The organism is Streptomyces sp. NPDC006296 (assembly GCF_040613235.1).
In the GTDB taxonomy this organism is placed as follows: Bacteria; Actinomycetota; Actinomycetes; order Streptomycetales; family Streptomycetaceae; genus Streptomyces.
Genome location: NZ_JBEXRT010000012.1, coordinates 1 through 18,009 on the forward strand (window position 1 = coordinate 1; position 18,009 = coordinate 18,009).

Annotated in this window: 15 protein-coding genes; 6 read left to right on the forward strand and 9 right to left on the reverse strand. The window is 74.5% G+C overall.

The genetic code is table 11. The features are described from left to right. Positions 1 to 134: 134 nt before the first annotated feature. Positions 135 to 2,102, reverse strand: a complete 1,968-nt coding sequence (locus ABZ172_RS10855; protein WP_356882457.1) for an NAD-binding lipoprotein — start codon at positions 2,100 to 2,102, stop codon at positions 135 to 137. A gap of 329 nt (positions 2,103 to 2,431) precedes the next feature. Here ABZ172_RS10855 and ABZ172_RS10860 point away from each other — a divergent pair, with 329 nt between their 5' ends. Beyond that, positions 2,432 to 2,782, forward strand: a complete 351-nt coding sequence (locus ABZ172_RS10860) for a hypothetical protein (protein ID WP_356882459.1) — start codon at positions 2,432 to 2,434, stop codon at positions 2,780 to 2,782. Positions 2,783 to 3,127: 345 nt separating this feature from the next. Then, on the forward strand, positions 3,128 to 4,372 hold the full coding sequence (locus tag ABZ172_RS10865; RefSeq protein WP_356882461.1) for a SpoIIE family protein phosphatase: 1,245 nt from the start codon (positions 3,128 to 3,130) through the stop codon (positions 4,370 to 4,372). Between the two features lie 76 nt (positions 4,373 to 4,448). Here the strand turns inward: ABZ172_RS10865 and ABZ172_RS10870 are convergent, their stop codons facing one another. After that, positions 4,449 to 5,252, reverse strand: a complete 804-nt coding sequence (locus tag ABZ172_RS10870; RefSeq protein ID WP_356882463.1) for a siderophore-interacting protein — start codon at positions 5,250 to 5,252, stop codon at positions 4,449 to 4,451. Positions 5,253 to 5,644: 392 nt separating this feature from the next. Between ABZ172_RS10870 and ABZ172_RS10875 the strand changes: the two genes are divergently transcribed. Both ABZ172_RS10875 and ABZ172_RS10880 read left to right on the forward strand, forming a co-directional pair. Beyond that, the gene (locus tag ABZ172_RS10875; RefSeq protein WP_356882465.1) at positions 5,645 to 7,705 is read left to right on the forward strand and encodes a phosphocholine-specific phospholipase C; all 2,061 of its coding nucleotides are present in this window, start codon (positions 5,645 to 5,647) and stop codon (positions 7,703 to 7,705) included. Between the two features lie 172 nt (positions 7,706 to 7,877). Next, positions 7,878 to 8,270 carry a VOC family protein gene (locus ABZ172_RS10880; protein ID WP_356882467.1) on the forward strand — a complete coding sequence of 131 codons (393 nt, stop codon included), beginning with the start codon at positions 7,878 to 7,880 and terminating at the stop codon, positions 8,268 to 8,270. Positions 8,271 to 8,400: 130 nt separating this feature from the next. On the opposite strand, the gene ABZ172_RS10885 is transcribed toward ABZ172_RS10880, so the two are convergent. The 7 genes from ABZ172_RS10885 to ABZ172_RS10915 form a co-directional block, all read right to left on the reverse strand. Next, positions 8,401 to 9,309: a class I SAM-dependent methyltransferase gene (locus ABZ172_RS10885; RefSeq protein WP_356882469.1), complete on the reverse strand. Its 909-nt coding sequence runs from the start codon at positions 9,307 to 9,309 to the stop codon at positions 8,401 to 8,403. A 233-nt stretch (positions 9,310 to 9,542) separates the two neighbouring features. Beyond that, positions 9,543 to 10,637 (reverse strand): NAD(P)-dependent alcohol dehydrogenase, encoded by a 1,095-nt coding sequence (locus tag ABZ172_RS10890; protein ID WP_356882471.1) that lies wholly within the window; start codon positions 10,635 to 10,637, stop codon positions 9,543 to 9,545. Continuing rightward, positions 10,634 to 12,034 (reverse strand): aldehyde dehydrogenase family protein, encoded by a 1,401-nt coding sequence (locus ABZ172_RS10895; RefSeq protein WP_356882473.1) that lies wholly within the window; start codon positions 12,032 to 12,034, stop codon positions 10,634 to 10,636. Before ABZ172_RS10895 ends, ABZ172_RS10890 begins: the two co-directional genes overlap by 4 nt. Before the next feature lie 9 nt (positions 12,035 to 12,043). Next, on the reverse strand, positions 12,044 to 12,799 hold the full coding sequence (locus ABZ172_RS10900) for a (5-formylfuran-3-yl)methyl phosphate synthase (RefSeq protein WP_356882475.1): 756 nt from the start codon (positions 12,797 to 12,799) through the stop codon (positions 12,044 to 12,046). A 264-nt stretch (positions 12,800 to 13,063) separates the two neighbouring features. After that, a complete protein-coding gene (locus ABZ172_RS10905) occupies positions 13,064 to 13,834 on the reverse strand; it encodes a polysaccharide deacetylase family protein (protein WP_356882477.1) in 771 nt (256 codons plus the stop codon). Next, positions 13,828 to 14,694 carry a DMT family transporter gene (locus tag ABZ172_RS10910; RefSeq protein WP_356882479.1) on the reverse strand — a complete coding sequence of 289 codons (867 nt, stop codon included), beginning with the start codon at positions 14,692 to 14,694 and terminating at the stop codon, positions 13,828 to 13,830. Before ABZ172_RS10910 ends, ABZ172_RS10905 begins: the two co-directional genes overlap by 7 nt. Positions 14,695 to 14,736: 42 nt before the next feature. After that, positions 14,737 to 15,570: an SDR family oxidoreductase gene (locus tag ABZ172_RS10915; RefSeq protein WP_356882481.1), complete on the reverse strand. Its 834-nt coding sequence runs from the start codon at positions 15,568 to 15,570 to the stop codon at positions 14,737 to 14,739. Positions 15,571 to 15,748: 178 nt separating this feature from the next. On the opposite strand from ABZ172_RS10915, the gene ABZ172_RS10920 reads away from it, so the two are divergent. Both ABZ172_RS10920 and ABZ172_RS10925 read left to right on the forward strand, forming a co-directional pair. After that, the gene (locus ABZ172_RS10920; protein WP_356882483.1) at positions 15,749 to 16,849 is read left to right on the forward strand and encodes a glycosyltransferase; all 1,101 of its coding nucleotides are present in this window, start codon (positions 15,749 to 15,751) and stop codon (positions 16,847 to 16,849) included. Positions 16,850 to 16,973: 124 nt separating this feature from the next. Beyond that, positions 16,974 to 17,849: a methyltransferase domain-containing protein gene (locus tag ABZ172_RS10925; protein ID WP_356882485.1), complete on the forward strand. Its 876-nt coding sequence runs from the start codon at positions 16,974 to 16,976 to the stop codon at positions 17,847 to 17,849. The last annotated feature ends 160 nt before the right edge of the window (positions 17,850 to 18,009 follow it).

Below are 18,009 nucleotides of genomic sequence, written 5' to 3' on the forward strand. Positions count from 1 at the left end.
CTTAAGTTGTGTTGTGTTTTGTTATTTCCTGTGTTTTTTTCTCCCTTGGTCTGGCCGGCGGGCGGTCCCCCCCCCCGGGCCCTCCGCCCCCGCCCCGGCGTCCGGCGTAGGGGCCCGCGGACCGGTCCCCGTCGTCAGGGTGCGGGGGCGGTGTCCGCGGGGTCCACCGGGCCGGCCGGGGCCGAGGCGGTGGAGGGTTCCGTCGCCAGGAGCACCAGCAGGTCGTGCGCGTTCCAGACGCGCCGCTCGGCCTTCGGCGGGTTGAGCCGGATCCCCGGGCCGGTGGCGGACCCGGTGCGGGCGTCGTGGCGGATGTAGCCGATCGCGCACTCGCCCCGTTCACCTGCGGCGGCGACCAGGGTGGCGAAGGTGGCCTCGGCGTCCTGGAGTACGTATCCGCCGGCGGGCCTCAGGGACACCCCGGCGCCCTCCGCGGAGAACAGTTCGTCGAAGACCGGAGCGAGGTGCCGGTTCTGGGCGATCTGGGCCATCAGGAGGCCCGTGAGCTTCCCGCTGACGATCACGTCGGAGCCGGTGTTGACGGGTGCCAGGGGGCGGTTGCGGTCGTCGATGATCTCGGTGACCAGGCGGACCTCACGTCCGGTCCGCTCCTCCAGCAGCCTCAGGGCGAGCAGGGTGACCAGGGTCCAGTCGTCGGGGTGGTCCGGGCCGCCGTCCTGGTCGGGGGCGAGGACGACCAGCCCGTCGTACGGGGTGAGGTCGAGCCCCAGCAGGGTCTCGGGCCGCGACAGCGCAGCCGACCGGAAGCGCACGTCCCGGTCCGACGGGGCCCCCTCCCCCGGCTCCGGCTGTCGCGGCCCGGGGACGGCGCTGTCGGTGACCACGTCCAGGACGGACCCGGGGCGCGCGGCGCGGCGCAGCTGGTCCACGACGAGCGGGGCCCGCCGGTTCCAGCCGAGCAGCAGCAACCGGGCCGGCCGGTCCGGCGCGCAGGGGGCGGAGACGATCACCGAGGGGTCGACGAGATGGCCGCAGTCCTCCACCCGGGTGCTGTCGTCGTCCCGGGCGAGCACGATGAGGCGGCCCCCCGGTGCGACCGCGGTGCCGGCCGGCGGGTTGAGCAGCGTACGGCCGTCGGGGGTGAGCAGTCCGACCACGCAGGAGCCGGGGTGGCCGAGCAGGGTCGCGCCGAAGGTGCTTCCCCGGAAGGCGGTGGCGTCGGCCAGGTGGAACTCGTCGCCCGCGAAGTCGAGGAGGTCGCCCAGGACGAGCGAGAGGCCGGGCCGGCCGACACACTGCGCGATCAGCCGGGCCGTCACGGTGTCGGTCTCCAGCACCGTGCCCTGCGCACCGGCGGCCAGCCGGGCCGGAGCCCGGTACCGGTCGTCCCGGACGGCCGCGAGCACCGGCGGGCCGTCGGCGCCCTCGCCGAGAACGGCGCGCAGCGCCAGCAGCGTGCGCAGCACCTCGGCGTCCGCCGCCGGTCCCGCCGACGGCAGCACCAGGACGGTGCTCGCCGTCCGCGGGCTGACGAGGGCGAGCATGTCCGGATCGCCTGCGGGCCCGCTGCGGCAGATGATCAGGTCGCGGACGGCCGCGGGGACGTGGGCGGCCAGCAGCCGTTCCATCCCGACCTTGTCCCGGTCGGCCAGCACCACGATGGCGCGGGGCCGGTGCGGGGCCCGGGCGGCGGCCAGCTCGCCCACCACCGTGGTCACCTGGTCCGACCAGCCGAGCACCACGACGTGCCCCTCCTCCAGGACCGTGGACCGTCCGCGGCTCAGTTCGGCCATCCGCTCCGCCAGACCCGTCGTGATCACTCCGACCAGGGTCGACACGCACAGCAGGGCGACGAGCCCGAGCACCGCCGAGAGCACCAGGCGCAGCGGTGTACCGGTGGCGGTGCCCAGCCGCAGCGTCTCGGCGCTGGTCCGCCAGGCCGCGGCCAGCCGTCCCGACACCGAGCGGGGGGATCCTGGATCCGTCCACACGAGCAGCGCGCTCACCGGCACGACGACGGCCAGGCACGTCACCACGAGCCAGCCCATCAGCGTCCCGGTGGAGCGGGCCAGCGTGCGGTCGAACCGGTAGCCCATCCGGTCCCGCAGCGACGCCCTCGTCCGCCCCTCGGCTGTGTCCACTGCCACTCCCCTCGCCCGCCGTCGCACACCCCTGCGGAGGTGCACCACCGACTGTCCCCGCACGCAGCGTGCTGCCTCGGGGCCGGGGACACGCGGGGTACGGAGGCCGGTTCATCCTTTCGGGCGGGTGCCCCCGGCGGCCGGGAGGCGGCGGGACGAGCCGCAGGGCGTGCGCGCGCCGCCGGAAGGACCCGGGGCGCGGACGCCCGGTGCGTCCGCGGGCGGGGTCGAGTTCCCGCCGCTGAGCCGGAACCGTTGCATGGGAGCAACTGAAAAGGGCAGACGCAGTGCACACGAGCCCGCGGACGGGCCTGCAACGGAGGTCACCCATGCTGCGTCACAGATTCGATCACGACGTCCTCGTCATCACGGTCGTCGACGACCCGGGGGTCACCGGACGCGCCGGACTGGCCGCCGACATCATGGACCTGGTCCAGGTCCACCGGCACGCACCCGTCCTCCTCGTCGTCGACGGCGCCGCGGCCACCCCCGCCACGGTCAGCGCCGTCCTGCGGGTCCACCGCCAGTGCGGCGACCTGGAGACGCCGCTGTCCGTCGCCACCCGGGACGCGGCCACCCGGCGCCTCCTGGAGGCCAACACCGACGCCCGCGGGCCGAGGCTGGTCTTCGACGACCCGGCCGAGGCCGCGACCGGCACGGACTACGCCCCCGCCGCCTGAGCCCGCGGTCCGAGGCGCCCGGCCCCGGGGACCCCGTCCCCGGTGACGTGAGGGCGCAGACCGCCGGGGACGCGTCGTCGCACACCTTTCCGCCCTGTCGGCGCCTCCGTACGGCCTCCGTGTCCGGGCAGTCGGGTGCGCCGGGACCGGAATCAGGGATTCCGTAAGTGCCCGGCGCGCGGGACCTGTCCGCGTCGATCCGCCCACCGCCCCGGGCACCGTCCTCCCGTCGGCACACACCGGCGCCGCGCCCGGCGGATCCACAGCGGGCGAGGCCCCGTGGTGGCGCATAGCGTGGAAGGACCAGGGCCGTCGAGGCCGAGGCTTCACAGTGGGCGGAATCGCGTGAAACCCGAACTGGACTACAGGTCGTTGTTCGCAGCGACGCCGAGCCCGTATCTGGTGCTGGCGTCGGATCTGGTGATCGTCGACGCCAACGTGGCCTATCTGCGGGCGACCCGCCGCACCCGGGAGGATCTGGTCGGCCGGCACGTGTTCGACGCCTTTCCGGACAACCCGGCGGATCCGGACTCGGACTGGGTGCCGACCGTCGAGGCGTCCTTCGGGCGGGTACTGGCTTCCGGCGAGGCGGACGTGCTGGCCATGCAGAGGTACGACATCCCCGTGGCGGCGCAGCCGGGGACGTTCGAGGAGCGCTGGTGGTCGACGGTCAACACGCCCGTGCTCGACCGGGACGACGGCGTGGCGTGGATCATCCACCGGGTGGAGGACGTGACCGCCTTCGTGCGGGCCCGGCGGGCACCCGGCCGCGGGGCGGGTAGCTCGCTGACGGAGCGCGAGGAGGGGATGGAGGCCGAGCTGTACGTCCGGGCGCGTGAGCTGCTGCGTCTGAACGAGGAGCTGAGGGCGGCGCACGGGCGGGAGCGGGAGGTCGCGGTCACCCTGCAGGAGTCGATGCTGCACTCCCCCGACCTGGCGCGCCACGAGGACGTCGCGGTGCGGTACCTGCCCGCGATCGGCTCGCTGAACGTGTGCGGCGACTGGTACGACGCCGTCGACCTGACCGACGGGCGGTTCACCGTCGCCGTCGGTGACGTGGTGGGCCACGGTCTGGAGGCGGCCACCGTGATGGGAATGCTCCGCAGCGCCCTGTCCGCGGCGAGCCGGGCGGTGACGGGGCCCGCCCAGGCCTTGGAGGTCCTCGGCATGTACGCCCGCTCCGTCGAGGGCGCACTCGCCACCACCGCGGTGACGGTGCTCGTGGACGCCCGGTCGGAGCTGCTGGTCTACTCCAGCGCGGGCCACCCGCCGCCGGTGCTGCTGCACGCGGACGGCACCTGCGAGATGCTCGAGCACGCCACCGACCCGCCCCTCGGCGCGCGCCCCGAGCACGTACCGCGCCCGCAGGCGAGTGCCGCCTATCGCCGTGGCGACTCGCTGATCCTCTACACCGACGGCCTGGTCGAACGCCGGGGCGAGGACATCTACACCAGTCTGGACCGGCTCAAGACGGCCCTGGACGGCATGACCGGATTCAGCCCCGCCCGCATGGCGGACACCCTGCTGGCACGCCTCGGTGTCGCCGGGGGCGGCCAGGACGACATCGCCCTGGTCGTCGTCCGGCTGTGAGGCACGCGCACCGAGCGGACCGGCAGCACCGGCGAACGCCTTCCACCGCGGAGCGGCTGGTCTCGCAGGGATGCGGTCAGGCGGCCACCGGCTCGCGGTCCGTCGTGGCGGCTGCCCGTACGGCGGCCGGCGTCTCCCGCCAGTAGCCGCAGAAGTAGATCCGGTCCTTGTCGATGCCGCGCTCGTTCACCAGGTAGCGGCGCACCGTGGTGGCCAGGGTGGACTCGCCGGCCACCCAGACGTACGGCGTGCCGGCCGGGAAGGACAGGCCGCGCAGCGCCGCCACCGTCCGGGAGCCGCGGGCGCCCGACCGGTGCAGCCAGTTCACCTCGCCGGCCAGGTCCGGGACGTCGCCCTCGTCCCCGACCTCGAGGAAGGTGTGCACAGGGGTGCGGGCCCCTTCGAGCGCCGACGCGATGGCGGGCACGGCGGTCTCGTCACCGATCAGGAGCTGCCAGTCCGCACCGTCGGCCCGGTAGCGGGCGCCGTCGCTGAGCACGCCGATCCGGTCCCCCGGTACGGCGGCTCCGGCCCAGGCGGACGCCGGCCCGCTGTCCCCGTGCAGCACGAAGTCGACGTCGATCCGGCGCCGGGCGCGATCGATGCGGCGCACCGTGTAGTTGCGGACCACGGGGCGCAGGCCGGCCGGCATCGCCTGCAGCTCGCCCCACCAGTCGGAACCGGTCGGCAGGTGCAGCTCCTCGCCCACCGGGAGGAACAGCCGGACCAGCTGGTCGGGGCCCGCGTAGAGGAAGTCGCCCAGGCCGTCCCCGGCCAGCGTGATCCGGACCATCCGCGGTGCGAGCGGACGCACGGCCACGACCGTGGCGTACAGGGGCCGCTGGGGTGCCGCCTGACGGACTGCAAGCGATTCGGGCATCGAAGGACCACTCCCCGGCAAGAGACGCCATGATTAGGTTAGGTTTAGCTTAGTTGCAACAGGTGCCTTCTCCGCAACCTCGGCGGGGACAGCACATGAGGAGTGCGCGGTTCCGGCACTCCGGGGACGGGCGTCCCCGACAGCGGTCCGCCGGTTCCGGCCGCCGGCCGGAACCGGCCCCTGGACGGAGAGCGCACCGCCGGGGCCTGTCGCCCGGCCACGGGTTGCCCGTACCCTCCGACCAGCCGCAGGCGCGGGCAGGTCCGTCCCGCCGGAGCGGGAGGCCGTTCTCCCGGTGTACCGCCCGGTGTCACGGACCCGTCCCCGTCCGGTACCCCGGGACGGCTGTCCTTGGGGCGCCCCTGATCCCCCCACCCCAGAGGTCGTCACCCATGACCGAGTTCGACCGCCGCAGGTTCCTGCAACTGGCCGGAGGCACCGCCGCCCTCACCCTGCTGAACGAGAGCATCGCGCGGGCCGCCTCCATCCCGGCGCAGGGCAGCAAGGGAACGGTCCAGGACATCGAGCACATCGTCGTCCTGATGCAGGAGAACCGTTCCTTCGACCACTACTTCGGATCGATGAAGGGGGTGCGCGGCTTCGGGGACCCCCGGCCGGTGCTCCAGGACAACGGCAGGTCCGTCTTCCACCAGTCGGACGGGACGAAGGACGTCCTGCCCTTCAACCCGCAGGTGGACGACCTGGGGATGCAGTTCCTGACGGGTCTCGACCACGACTGGGCGGGCGGCCACCGGGCCTACGCCGACGGCAAGTACGACGCGTGGGTGCCGGCCAAGACGGCCACGACCATGTCGTACATGACGCGGAACGACATCCCGTTCCACTACGCCCTGGCCGACGCCTTCACCGTGTGCGACGCGTACCACTGCTCGTTCATCGGGGCCACCGACCCCAACCGCTACTACCTGTGGTCCGGGCACACCGGCAACGACGGCACGGGCGGCGGTCCGGTCCTCGGCAACCAGGAGGCCGGCTACGGCTGGCGGACCTACCCCGAGCGGCTGGAGGCCGCCGGGGTGTCGTGGAAGGTGTACCAGGACATCGGCGACGGGCTCGACGCGGCCGGTTCCTGGGGCTGGACCGACGACGCCTTCCGCGGCAACTACGGCGACAACTCCCTGCTGTACTTCGACAACTACCGCACGGCGCGGCCCGGCAGCGCCCTGTACGAGAAGGCCCGCACCGGCACCGACGTCGCGGCGGGCGGCACCTACGTCGACCGGCTGCGCGCGGACGTGACGGGCGGGACGCTCCCCCAGGTGTCCTGGATCGCCGCGCCCGAGGCCTTCAGCGAGCATTCCAACTGGCCCACGAACTTCGGTGCCTGGTACATCGCGCAGGTCCTGGACGCACTGACGGCGAACCCGGCCGTGTGGGCGAAGACCGCCCTGTTCCTCACCTACGACGAGAACGACGGCTTCTTCGACCACGTGGTGCCGCCGTACCCGCCCGCCTCCTCCGCGTGGGGGCTGTCCACGGCGGACGTGTCGAAGGACCTGTACCCGGGCGGCGGAGGGTACGCCGCGGGCCCGTACGGGCTCGGCCCCCGGGTGCCGATGATCGTGGTCTCACCGTGGAGCAAGGGCGGCTACGTCTGTTCCGAGACCTTCGACCACACCTCGGTGATCCGCTTCATGGAGAAGCGCTTCGGGGTGCGGGAGCCGAACATCTCCCCGTGGCGTCGCGCCGTCTGCGGGGATCTGACCTCGGCCTTCGACTTCGCCCGCGCGGACGCGGATCCCGCGGCGCTGCCCTCCACGGCCGGATACGAGCCGCCGGACCGGAACCGGCACCCGTCCTACCACCCGAGCCCGCCGGCCACCGGGGCGCTGCCCCGGCAGGAGGCGGGCTCCAAGCCGGCCCGCGCCCTCGGGTACGAACCGTACGTGGACGGGAAGGCCACCGTCTCCAGCGGCACGTTCACCCTGACCTTCGCCGGCGGCCCCACCCTGGGCGCCCACTTCCACAGCACCTCGGGCAACCGCACGGACGGCCCCTGGCCGTACACCGTCGAGGCGGGCAGGACCCTTTCGGACACCTGGAACACCAGCGCCTCCACGGGCAACCGGATCGACCTCACGGTCTGGGGCCCCAACGGCTTCCTGCGTACCTGGCGCGGACCGGCGAAGGAGAACGGCCCCGAGGTCACCGCGCGTCACGTGGCGGCCGGCGGCAATCTGACGCTGAGCATGACCAACTCCGCCTCGGCCGCGGTCAACCTGACCGTGACCGACGCCTACGGCGGCGCGGCCCAGACCTTCAAGGTCAACCCCGGCGCGACCGTGTCGCACACGGTCGACCTGCGCGGCTCCGCCCGCTGGTACGACATCGAGGTCGTCTCCGACACCGACGCCGCCTTCCTGCGCCGCTTCGCCGGTCATGTGGAGACCGGCGAGGCGGGCGTCTCCGACCCGGCGATCAGCACGGTCTGACGCGGCGGCGGGCGCGGCGGGCCGGTGGCCCGGGAGCCCGTGCCGCCGCCGCGCCGCGTCCGGGCTGTGCGCGGCTCCGGGAGCCCCGCAGTCGGCACCGCGGGGCGGGGAGTGGGCGGCGTGTCGCGCGGATCCGGCGCGGGGCGCGGCCCTCGGGCCTATCCTCTGCGGCATGGCATGCCGTATCAGCGAACTCGTGATCGACGCGGAGGATCCCGCCCGGCTGGCCGCGTTCTGGTGCGACGTCCTCGGATACTCCGAGCTGGAGCGCGAGGACGACGGCAGCATCCACATCGGTCCGCCGGATGCCGGATCCGGCGGACCGACGTGGATGCTGCCGACCCTCGTCGTCAACGCGGGACGCGACCCGCGACCGGGGAAGCTCCCGCTGCACCTCGATGTCAGCGCCACCGACCGCGACCAGGACGCCGAACTGGCCCGGCTGCTCGCCCTGGGTGCCGTGCACGCCGACGTCGGCCAGTCCGGGGAGGAGAGCTGGCACGTCCTGGCGGACCCGGAGGGCAACGAATTCTGTCTTCTGCGCACCCGGGTGAAGCCCGTCTGACGCGTCACCGGTCCCGACGACGGTCCGGGACCCGCGGTGCGCGTCACCGCGCCCGCGGCCTGCGGGAGGGGGCGCCGAACCGGTCGTCGCGGCCACGGCCCGGGCACGGTGTCAGCGTCCGTCGACCGTGTCACGGGCGGGTTTTGTCCGCGAACACCCAGCGGTTGCCCTCCAGTGCGTCGTTCGGCTCGGGCAGGGGGCCGCGGCCGTGCCGGTGAGTGAAGTCGAAAGGGGTGTGCACCGAGGTCGACCAGCCCCTGCCCTCCAGGTCTCCCGCAGAGTCGGGCCGTGGTCCGCCGTCGAACAGATGGAGCAGGTCGATGCCGATCTGCCGCTCCGTGGACGTGTAGAGCGGGCTGTCGCGATAGGCCAGCAGATCCTTTTCGAGCTTGACCTCGTACGCCAGAGTGCTTCCCCTCGGGCTCAGCCGGTCCACCGTGTCGATGAGGTATCTCTCGGCGGTGATGGGGAGGTAGAACAGCAGGCCCTCGGCCAGCCAGACCGTCGGGGCGGTCCGGTCGAATCCGGCGTCGGTCAGCGCTCCCACCCAGTCCGCGCGGAGGTCGATCGGGACGGGCACGCGCGTGGCCCTGGGCGTGGCCGACAGCCCGTCGAGCACGCCGTGCTTGAAGTCCAGCACTCCCTGCCGGTCGATCTCGAAGATCACGCAGCCGGGCGGCCAGTCCAGCCGGAACGCACGCGCGTCGAGACCGGCCCCGAGCAGCACCACCTGGCGGAGAGCGCCGGTGTGCACCGACCGGAGAAGGTGGTCGTCGAGCACCCGGGTACGCAGTCCGAAGTACCGCGCGAAACGTCCCCAGAGCGGGTTCGCGTCCCCGTCCGGAACCTCGTGGATGCGGACCGGCCAGTCGGCGGACGCCGGCGCGGCGCGCACGAAGTGCTCGGCGTAGGGATCGCGGGCCAGGCTGTCGTGGCGGTGGGTCTCGATCGCCCGTGACGCGGCGACCAGGAGGGCGGTACGTCCGATTCCTCCTTCCACGCCCTCCCTCTCGGTGTCCCTGCGAGCTGTGTCGACCATGTGCATCTCCTTCGACGGACAAGCGGACGAGCGGACGAGCGGACGAGCGGACGAGAAAAGGACACGGGGTGACGGGGACGGGAGCCGCGCCGATCTGCCCCGTCGGCCCCGCGCCACCGACGGCTGCGGCCGGGTCTGGATCTGAGGCTGAGGTTGAGGTTGACGCTGAGGTTGAGGCTCAGGAGGGCCGCTCCTCGGCGTGCGCAGACGGCGCATCCCCGCGTCCGCCCCTCCTACGGAATGAGGACGGGTTTCACCACGCGGCCGGCTTCGCAGTCACGTTCGGCCTCGTTGATGCCGTCGAGCGGGTAGGTCCGGATGAGCCGGTCGAAGGGGAACAGCCCGGCCTGCCACAGCGCGGTCAGACGGGGGATCAGCAGGCCGGGCACCGCGTCCCCCTCGCAGATGTGGGAGATCTTCCTGCCGCGGTCCAGTGACCCCGGCAGGAGCGGGAGGGCCGTGTGGGTCCGTGCCACCAGGCCGAGATGGCCGGTCGGACGCAGGGCCTGGAGGGCGTCGTTGATCAGCTGCGGTGAGCCCGTGCTGTCGAGCGCATACTGCGCGCCCGCGTCGGTCAGCCGGCGGACGACCTCGGGCAGGCCGGCCGACGAGCCGTGGACGGGGATCGCACCGAGCTCTTCGGCGAGAGCCAGGCGTTCCGGGTGCCGGTCGACGGCCACGGTCACCGCACCGGCTGCGGTGGCGGCCATCACCGCGGCGAGGCCCACCGCTCCCGCGCCGAAGACGGCGACGGTGTCGCCCGGTCCGGCACCGAAGGTGTTGAGGACGGCGCCCGCCCCGGTGAGGAAGCCGCAGCCGAGCGGCCCGAGCAGTTCGATCGGCAGGGACCGGTCGACCCGGACGGCGTTGCGGGCCCGCACGACGGCGTACTCGGCGAACGAGGACTGGCCGAACCACCGGGGGGCGAGTCCTTCCCCGGCCGCGTCGGTGCACCGTGCCGCGTCCTCCTCCCGCCCCCCGAAGAGGTTGAGCGAGGCGAAGGAGTCGCAGTAGGCCGGGGCCGCGGCCCTGCACGTGCGGCACTGTCCGCAGGAGTCGAAGCTCAGCACCACGTGGTCGCCGGTGCCGAAGCCGGTGCCCGCACCGCCCGTCTCCACCACGACCCCCGCCCCCTCGTGGCCCAGCACCGCGGGCAGCGGGCTGCGGCCGGCCGACCGCCGGACGGCGAGGTCGGTACGGCACATCCCGCAGCCCGCGATCCTGACCAGGAGCTCGCCGTCGGCCGGCCCCGCGCCGAGCGTCACCTCCTCGAGGGAGAACCGCTCCCCGTACGAGCGCAGTACCGCCGCCGTGAACCCGGTGGTCACGCCTCCTCCGGGCGGTGCACGACGAACGGCCGGAGGTTGCCGTAGAGACCCCAGGGGCCGCCCGCGACACCGGCACCGCTCTCCTTGGTGCCCGCGAAGGGCTGGGCGAGGGACAACTCGGCGTGGTGGTTGATCCAGGCCGTCCCGCACTCCAGCCGGTCGGCGACCGCCTCCGCCCGGTCCAGGTCGGTGCCCCACACGGAACCGCCGAGACCGAAGCCGGTGCCGTTGGCCGCCTCGACGGCTTCGTCGAGGCGGGCGTAGGGCAACACCGGCAGCACCGGGCCGAACTGCTCGTTCGTCACCACCGGGCTGGTGGCGGGGACATCGGTCAGCACCGTGGGCGCGAAGAAGTAGCCGGGCCGGTCCAGCCGGTGGCCACCGGCTGCGGCCCGGGCGCCGTCCGCCAGAGCCCGGGCCGTGTAGTGCTCGACACGGGCGAGCTGTGCGGCGTTGTTGACCGGGCCCAGCTCCGACACGGGGTCGAGTCCGGGGCCCACGGCCACGGTCCTCGCGCGCTGTGCGAGGGCCTCGACGACGCGGGAGTGGAGCCGGGCGGGGGCGTACACACGCTTGACCGCCATGCACACCTGCCCGCAGTTGCGGAACGCGGCCCAGAACAACCGGTCCGCGATGCGGTCCACGTCCACGTCCTCCAGCAGGACGGCGGCGTCGTTCCCGCCCAGCTCCAGGGTGGCCCGGGTGAGTGAGGCCGCCGCGCTCTCCGCGACGGCCCGTCCGGTGGGGACCGAGCCGGTGAACGTCACATGGCGGATCCCCGGATGGGAGGCGAGGCGGGCGCCGAGGGGCTCCCGGCCCGTGACGACGGTGAGGACGCCCTCGGGCAGGGCGCTGGACAGGACGGAGCCCAGCATGCGGGTGGCGAGCGGGGTGTACGGCGAGGGCTTGAGCACCACCGTGTTGCCCGCGGCGAGCGCGGGCGCGAACTTGGCGGAGGCGAGCTGGAGGGGGAAGTTCCAGGGGACGATGGCGGCGACGGGACCGAGCGGTCGCCAGCGGACCTCGCTGCGGACCGGTCTGCCGTCGGTGAGCGGCTGGACGCCGGGCTCCAGTTCGGCGAAGTAGCGAAGGCGGGCGGCGGTCCGGACGACCTCCGCGTGGGACTCGGCCAGCGGTTTGCCCTGTTCACGGGTGAGCAGGGGGGCGAGCTCGGTCCCGGCGGCCTCGACGGCGTCGGCCGCCGCGAGCAGTGCGCCGGCGCGGACGGCGGGGGCGGCACGCCAGCCGTGCCAGGCGTCGTGGGCCGCGTCGACGACGGCGTCCAGGTCAGGGCCCTGGTCGGGTGCCTCGTCGAACGTCTCGCCCGTCGCGGGGTCGAGCACGGCGAAGCCCGTACGGGGGACCGCGGGGGCGCGGACGGGCCGGTGCGTCGGCATGCCCGGCGGTCAGCTCGCGGCTGCCGCGGTCACGGCGTCTGCGCCGGCGTGCCGGTCCATCTCCGCCCGGAAGGCCGCCACCAGGTGCGGCTGGATCCTTCCGGTGGTCCGGTCCCCGCGTTCGCAGACCGCGCCGCGCACCCCCACGATGTCCGTGCCGATGCGGGTCAGTGTGGCGAGGTCCTCGGCCCTGATGCTGCCCGCGAGGGCGGCGAGCAGATCGGCCTCGTGGGCCAGCCGGACGAACTCCGCGCAGACCTCGGGCGGAACGTGGTCGAACAGCCGGGTCCCGTCCTTGACCGCGGTGTCGAGCATGGCCGCGTCGGAGCCGGAGAGGCGGGCGATGTCGGGCAGGGCGAGCGGGTTGACACTGCCGATCCGGTGGGCGTCGGCGTACCCGGAGGCGACCACGAAGGCGTCGGGCCGGTGGTCCTTCACCGCGCGGACGACCCCCCGCATGACCTCGACGGCCTGTTCGGGCGTCGTGCATCCGTAGAGCCCCACCTTGATGTACGTGGCTCCCGAGACCGCGGCGCCGAGCGCCGCCTGGGCCACCGTGCCGGGCTTGTACGGTACGTCTCCCACGGTGGCGGACACCGGTTTGTCCGCCGGGACCGCGGCGCGGATGTCCCTGATGACCCACGGGTAGTTCGCACCGAGCGAGCCCTCGTCGGGCTTCTTGACGTCGACGATGTCGAGGTGTTCGGCGGCCTTCGCGCAGTCGAGTGCTTCCTCGACGCCGTCCGGAGAGATGAGCAGCAACAACGTGGGTTCCTTCCACCGTGGGTCCACCGGCCGGAGGCCGGTGGGCGGAGTCCGTCGGATCACGTGCGGTGTGCTCATCCTTCCCGCGCCCCGGGGGTGACCGGCAGGGCGCGCGGACCGCCGGAAGGATCATTGCCGGACCGTGCACACGCCCCTCCCGGCGCGCCGTCCGCGCCGGTGCGCAGGGGGCCGCGGGGGTGCGCACGATCGCGGCGGCGGGTGGACGTGCGGGTGGGGCCGCACCGGGGGCGTGCGGTGCCGGCGCTACCGGGCCGGGGGCCGGGGCCTGGGATCCCGGAAGCTCCCCACGGCGTGCTCGGCCAGTGGGCCCACGCTCAGACCGCGCCCCCGGCAGGCTGCGAGGAGGCCGGGCAGCGCGTCCGCCGTGGCCCTCCACGCGTCCGGTGCGCTCCACCGGTCCGCGTCGTGCAGCAGCACGGTGCCCCCACCGTCCAGGTCCGTCAGGACCGATGCCGTCACGGAGCGGGCGTCGGCGTGCGCGGTCCAGTCCCGGCCCCATGCCGACCACAGCACCGGCCGCAGGCCGGCGCGGCGGGCGGCCGCCAGCCGTCCCCCGGTGAGGATGCCGTAGGGCGGCCGGTACCACCGCGGGTCCGTGCCGCAGATCCGCCGTACCGCACCGGCGGCGCGCGCCACCTCGCGTACGTCGCGCAGCGGCGCGGGCATCCAGGGGCGGTCGTGGTGCCAGCCGTGCACCGCGACCTCGTGACCGGCGGCCACGAGGGCCCGGCCGAGGCCGGGGTGACGCGTCAGCGACTCCCCGACGAGGAAGAAGGTGGCCCGGACCCGGTGTTCGGCGAGCAAGCGCAGGACGTGCGGGGTGCCGGCCGGGTCCGGTCCGTCGTCGAAGGTCAGTGCCACGTGGTCCGGGCGGCCCCGGCCGTCCAGCGACGGGCTGAGGATCCTGCGCACCGGGGGCAGCCAGGTGGCGGCGGGACCGATGTGCCATGCGGCGGTCGCGGCCAGCACGCCCGCGACCGCTGCCGCGCTCCTCGCACCGGGGTGCCTCACCATCGTTGTTCCGCCTTTCCGGAGACCAGGGGCGACCTGCTCAGGCGGACGCAGGCGTACGCGATGAGGCCGAGCGCAGCGGCCTCCGGAAGCACCCGCCAGCCGAGGCCGATCCGTTCGTCGAACAGGGAGATGCCCAGGATGACGCTCAGCAGGGAGTCGCCGAGCGTGAGGGCGGGCTGTGACGCGGCCAGCGAACCGGCGCGCAAGGTGGCCTGCAGCATCAGGAAGGACCCCAGTCCGGACACCCCGGCGGTGTAGACCTGCCAGGAGGTGAGCACGTTCCCGGGCCCGCCGGAGGCATGGCCGAGCGTGTCCTTGATCAGTGCCGCGGTGAAGGCGAAGCCGATGGCCGTCACGGTCCCGAGGACCGCCGCGCGTGCCGAGCCGCGCAGCCGCCGTCCCACCGCGACCAGCGCGACCGACACGGCGAGGGCGGGAACGGCGCTGATCGGCCATCTGCCGGGAGGGACGGTCTCCGTGCCGCCGGACGGTGCGGCCAGCAGCAGGAAGGCGGCCAGCCCGAGCGCCATCCCGAGGAACGCCGCCCAGGTCGCGGGTCCGGGCGGACGCCGGAAGACGGCGGCGGCCAGCACCAGCGTGAACAGCAGCTCGGTCGTCATCACCGGCTGCACCACCGCCAGCGGTCCGGTCGCCAGGGCCAGGGCCTGCGCCGCGCCCGAGACGACGAGGAGTCCGGCGCCCCAGCGCCAGGCCGGGCGCCGGACGAGGCCGAACCGCCGGCCGGGGAGCCCGGCCGCGGTGTCGGCCAGGTCGGCGGCCGCGGCACGGCGCTGCAGCACGGAGGCCGCCGCGTTGCCCAGCGCGGCGCACAGGGCGGCGACGACGGAGAGGACGATCACGCCTCCGGCCCTCCGCGGCCGTACCGGAGACGGGGGTCCAGCTCAGCCAAAGCGTGTGGCCAGCCGGCGAAAGAGGTTCGGGGCCATGCCCTGGACGCGGCCGGGGGTTCCCAGCCAGCGCGGCACGGTGATCTCGGGCCGCCTCCCGGTCAGGGCCTCCTCGACCGCGGCCGCCACCCGCCCGGCGGGTACCGGCCGCGGCCAGGAGCGGGTGTAGGGGGCGTGGCGGTGGGCGAAGAACGGGGTGTCGACGGGGCCCGGCTGGACGAGACAGACGCGGACCCCGGTGCCCCGGAGTTCGTAGCGGAGGCTCTCGGCGAAGGGGATCAGCGCGCCCTTCGTCGCCGCGTACACCGCCTCGCCCCGCACGCCGAACCGGCCGGCCACGGAACCGAGGAGGACCAGGCTGCCCGACCCGCGGGCGACCATCTGCGGCAGCAGCAGGCGGACGAGGTGGAGCACGGCCCCGACGTTGACGTCGACCAGGCGGTCCACGGCGGCCGGTGGCATGTCGGTGTAGGCGCCCGCCCATCCGAGCCCGGCCGCGGCGACCAGTGCGTCGACCCGGTCGCCGTGGGCCAGTGCCGCCTCGGCGAGTTGGCGGCAGCCGTCCGGGGAGGCCAGGTCCACCGGCAGCGCGGCACCGCCGGTGCGGTCGGCGACCGCACCGAGCCGGTCCCGGTCCCGCCCGTTGAGCAGCAGGTCCCACCGGCCTCCCGCGGCGAGCCGTACGGCGACGGCGGCGCCGATCCCGGACGAGGCGCCGGTGATCAGCGCGACCCTGCGCCGGCCGCGGGCGGGGCGGCCGGCCGCGTCCGACGGCTTCGCACCGGCTCCGGCCGCCGGGGTGCTGCGGGGTGTTGGGCTCGCGCGCATGGGCCTTCCGTCCTCCGTGGCCACCGGTCACGCGGAGCACCGTCCCGGGCCCGCACCGGCCGTACTCACTCATCCTTCGTGCAACCGGCGTACCGGCAAACGCACATGCCCGCAGTGGGCTAACGGCTCGCCGGTCCCCTGCCTGGCCCCCGGAGCTCCTGACGGGGACCATGCGGGAATGAGCAGGTTTATGATCATCAGCGCCAGTATGGGAGCGGGGCACGACGCCGTCGCCCGCGAACTGGCCGGACGCCTGCGGGCCGAGGGTCACCGGGCCGCACTCGTGGACCTGCTGGACCTGCTGCCCTCCGGTGCCGGCCGGGGGATGCGCGCCGCGTACCGGACGGCGCTCCGCCGCTGCCCGTGGACCTACCAGGCGGTCTACTCGGCGTTCTTCCAGGACCGTGGCGCCGCACGCGGCCGGGGCACGACCACCGCCCCGCTGGCCGCGGTCCTCGCGCCGCGCCTGCGCCGCGTCGTCGGCCGGTGGCGTCCGGACGCGCTGGTCCCCACCTTCCATCAGGCCGCCCAGGTGACGGGACGATTGGGCGCGGCGGACGGCGACGACTGTCCGCCCCGCACGGTCGTGGTCACCGACTTCGCCGTGCACCGGCAGTGGCTGCACCCGGGCAACAGCCTGTACCTGTGCCTGACGGATGCCGCGGCGGCCCGCGTCCGTGCCGGGACCGGCCGCCCGGCGCGGGTGAGCGGCCCGGTGGTGCCGGCGGCCTTCACCGCCGCCGGGCGGGCGGACGGCGCCCGGCAGCCGTCCCGCTGGGTGTCCGAACTGGCGCGGTACGGCCGGGGCCGCCCCGCCGTGCTGGTCTCGGCGGGGGCCTGGGGGGTGGGCCGGGGTCTGACCTGCACCGCACGGCTGCTCGCCGAGGCGGGTCTGCTGCCGGTGCTGCTGTGCGGCGGCGACGAGAGGCTGCGGGCGCGTGCGGCGGGGCTCCCCGGCGTCCTGGCCCTGGGCTGGGTCGAGGACCTGCCCGAGCTGATGGCCGCGGCGAGCGCTCTGGTGGACAACGCCGCGGGGCAGACCGCGGTGCAGGCACTGGCCGCCGGGGTACCGGTCGTGGGGTACCGGCCGATTCCCGGGCACGGGGTGGAGGGTGTGCGGGAGATGGCCGGCGCGGGCCTCACCGAACACGTCCACGACGCGGCCGCGCTGCTCGGCGCGCTGGACCGGCTGAGCCGCCCCGGCCCGGAGCGGGAGCGCCGGATCGCCGCCGGGCGTACGGTCTTCACCGGGGACGCCGCCCGTCTCCTGGCCCACTGAGACGGGTACGCCGACGGGCCCGTCGGTCCGCCGCTCCAACTGCCGCGGTGCACCGCACCCCCTTCTTCTTGCCATTCCGGCAAACAAAAGTGCCATCTGCGCACGGTGGGCCTAGCGTGACGCCATGACCCACGCACACCCGCACTCCCCCGGCCACGGCACGTCCCACCGCCCCGATGACGCCGCCGGCTCCGACGACCAGGCGGAGATCCTCGACCTGGACGCCGAGGTGCTCGGCGAGCACACCGCCTCGATCACCGCATGGCTGCCCGTCGGAACGCCCCCGCAGGAGATCGTGGACCTGGGCTGCGGGACGGGCACCGGGACCTTCGCGCTCCTCGCCCGCTTCCCCGAGGCACGCGTCACCGCCGTCGACTCCTCCGCCGAGCACCTGGAGCGGCTGCGGGAGAAGGCCGCCGCCGAGGGGGTGCAGGACCGTGTGCGCACCGTGCGGGCCGACCTCGACGCGGCCGACTGGCCGGACCTCGGGACGCCCGGTCTCGTCTGGGCCTCCGCCTCGATGCACCACATGGCCGACCCGGGACGGACCCTGCGTCAGGTGCACGAGGTGCTCGCACCCGGCGGCCTGTTCGCCGTCGTCGAGCTGGCGGGCTTCCCCCGTTTCCTGCCCGAGCACGCCCCCGAGGAGCGGCCCGGCCTCGAAGAACGCTGCCACGCGGCGACCCGGCGGATCCACGAGGAGCACGTGCCCCACCGCGGTGCCGACTGGGGGCCGATGCTGACGGGCGCCGGCTTCACCGTGGAGGACCGGCGCACCGTCGAGGTGCGCATCGAGGGTTCCCCCGGCGACACGGTCCCCCGGTACGCGCTGAGCGTGCTGCAGCGCATCCGCGGCGCCGCGGCCGAATCGCTCGCACCCGAGGATCTCGCCGCGCTCGACCGGCTCCTGGACGCCGACGGCCCGCACAGCATCCTGCGCCGCACCGACCTGGGCGTACGCACCGAACGCATGGTCTGGGCCGCACGCCGTACGGGGTGAGCGGGGAGGGCCACGGGCGACCGCGGCCAACCCGGCACCGTCGAAGCGGTGTTGTCGCACCCCGCCGGTCCGGCCGGCAGGGTGCGGCACGGCTCCCGGCCGAGGGCGCCGTGCCGTCCCGGCCGCCGCCGTCCGGGCGTCCCCCGCCCGGCCGGCCCGG

What these genes read in the sequence shown, in the direction of transcription:
- ABZ172_RS10920 (WP_356882483.1), top strand. Translation starts at nt 15,749, where the DNA reads ATGAGCAGGTTTATGATCATCAGCGCCAGTATGGGAGCGGGGCACGAC.
- ABZ172_RS10860 (WP_356882459.1), top strand. Translation starts at nt 2,432, where the DNA reads ATGCTGCGTCACAGATTCGATCACGACGTCCTCGTCATCACGGTCGTC.
- ABZ172_RS10875 (WP_356882465.1), top strand. Translation starts at nt 5,645, where the DNA reads ATGACCGAGTTCGACCGCCGCAGGTTCCTGCAACTGGCCGGAGGCACC.
- ABZ172_RS10915 (WP_356882481.1), bottom strand. Translation starts at nt 15,570, where the DNA reads ATGCGCGCGAGCCCAACACCCCGCAGCACCCCGGCGGCCGGAGCCGGT.
- ABZ172_RS10895 (WP_356882473.1), bottom strand. Translation starts at nt 12,034, where the DNA reads ATGCCGACGCACCGGCCCGTCCGCGCCCCCGCGGTCCCCCGTACGGGC.
- ABZ172_RS10885 (WP_356882469.1), bottom strand. Translation starts at nt 9,309, where the DNA reads ATGGTCGACACAGCTCGCAGGGACACCGAGAGGGAGGGCGTGGAAGGA.
- ABZ172_RS10925 (WP_356882485.1), top strand. Translation starts at nt 16,974, where the DNA reads ATGACCCACGCACACCCGCACTCCCCCGGCCACGGCACGTCCCACCGC.
- ABZ172_RS10905 (WP_356882477.1), bottom strand. Translation starts at nt 13,834, where the DNA reads ATGGTGAGGCACCCCGGTGCGAGGAGCGCGGCAGCGGTCGCGGGCGTG.
- ABZ172_RS10870 (WP_356882463.1), bottom strand. Translation starts at nt 5,252, where the DNA reads ATGCCCGAATCGCTTGCAGTCCGTCAGGCGGCACCCCAGCGGCCCCTG.
- ABZ172_RS10880 (WP_356882467.1), top strand. Translation starts at nt 7,878, where the DNA reads ATGGCATGCCGTATCAGCGAACTCGTGATCGACGCGGAGGATCCCGCC.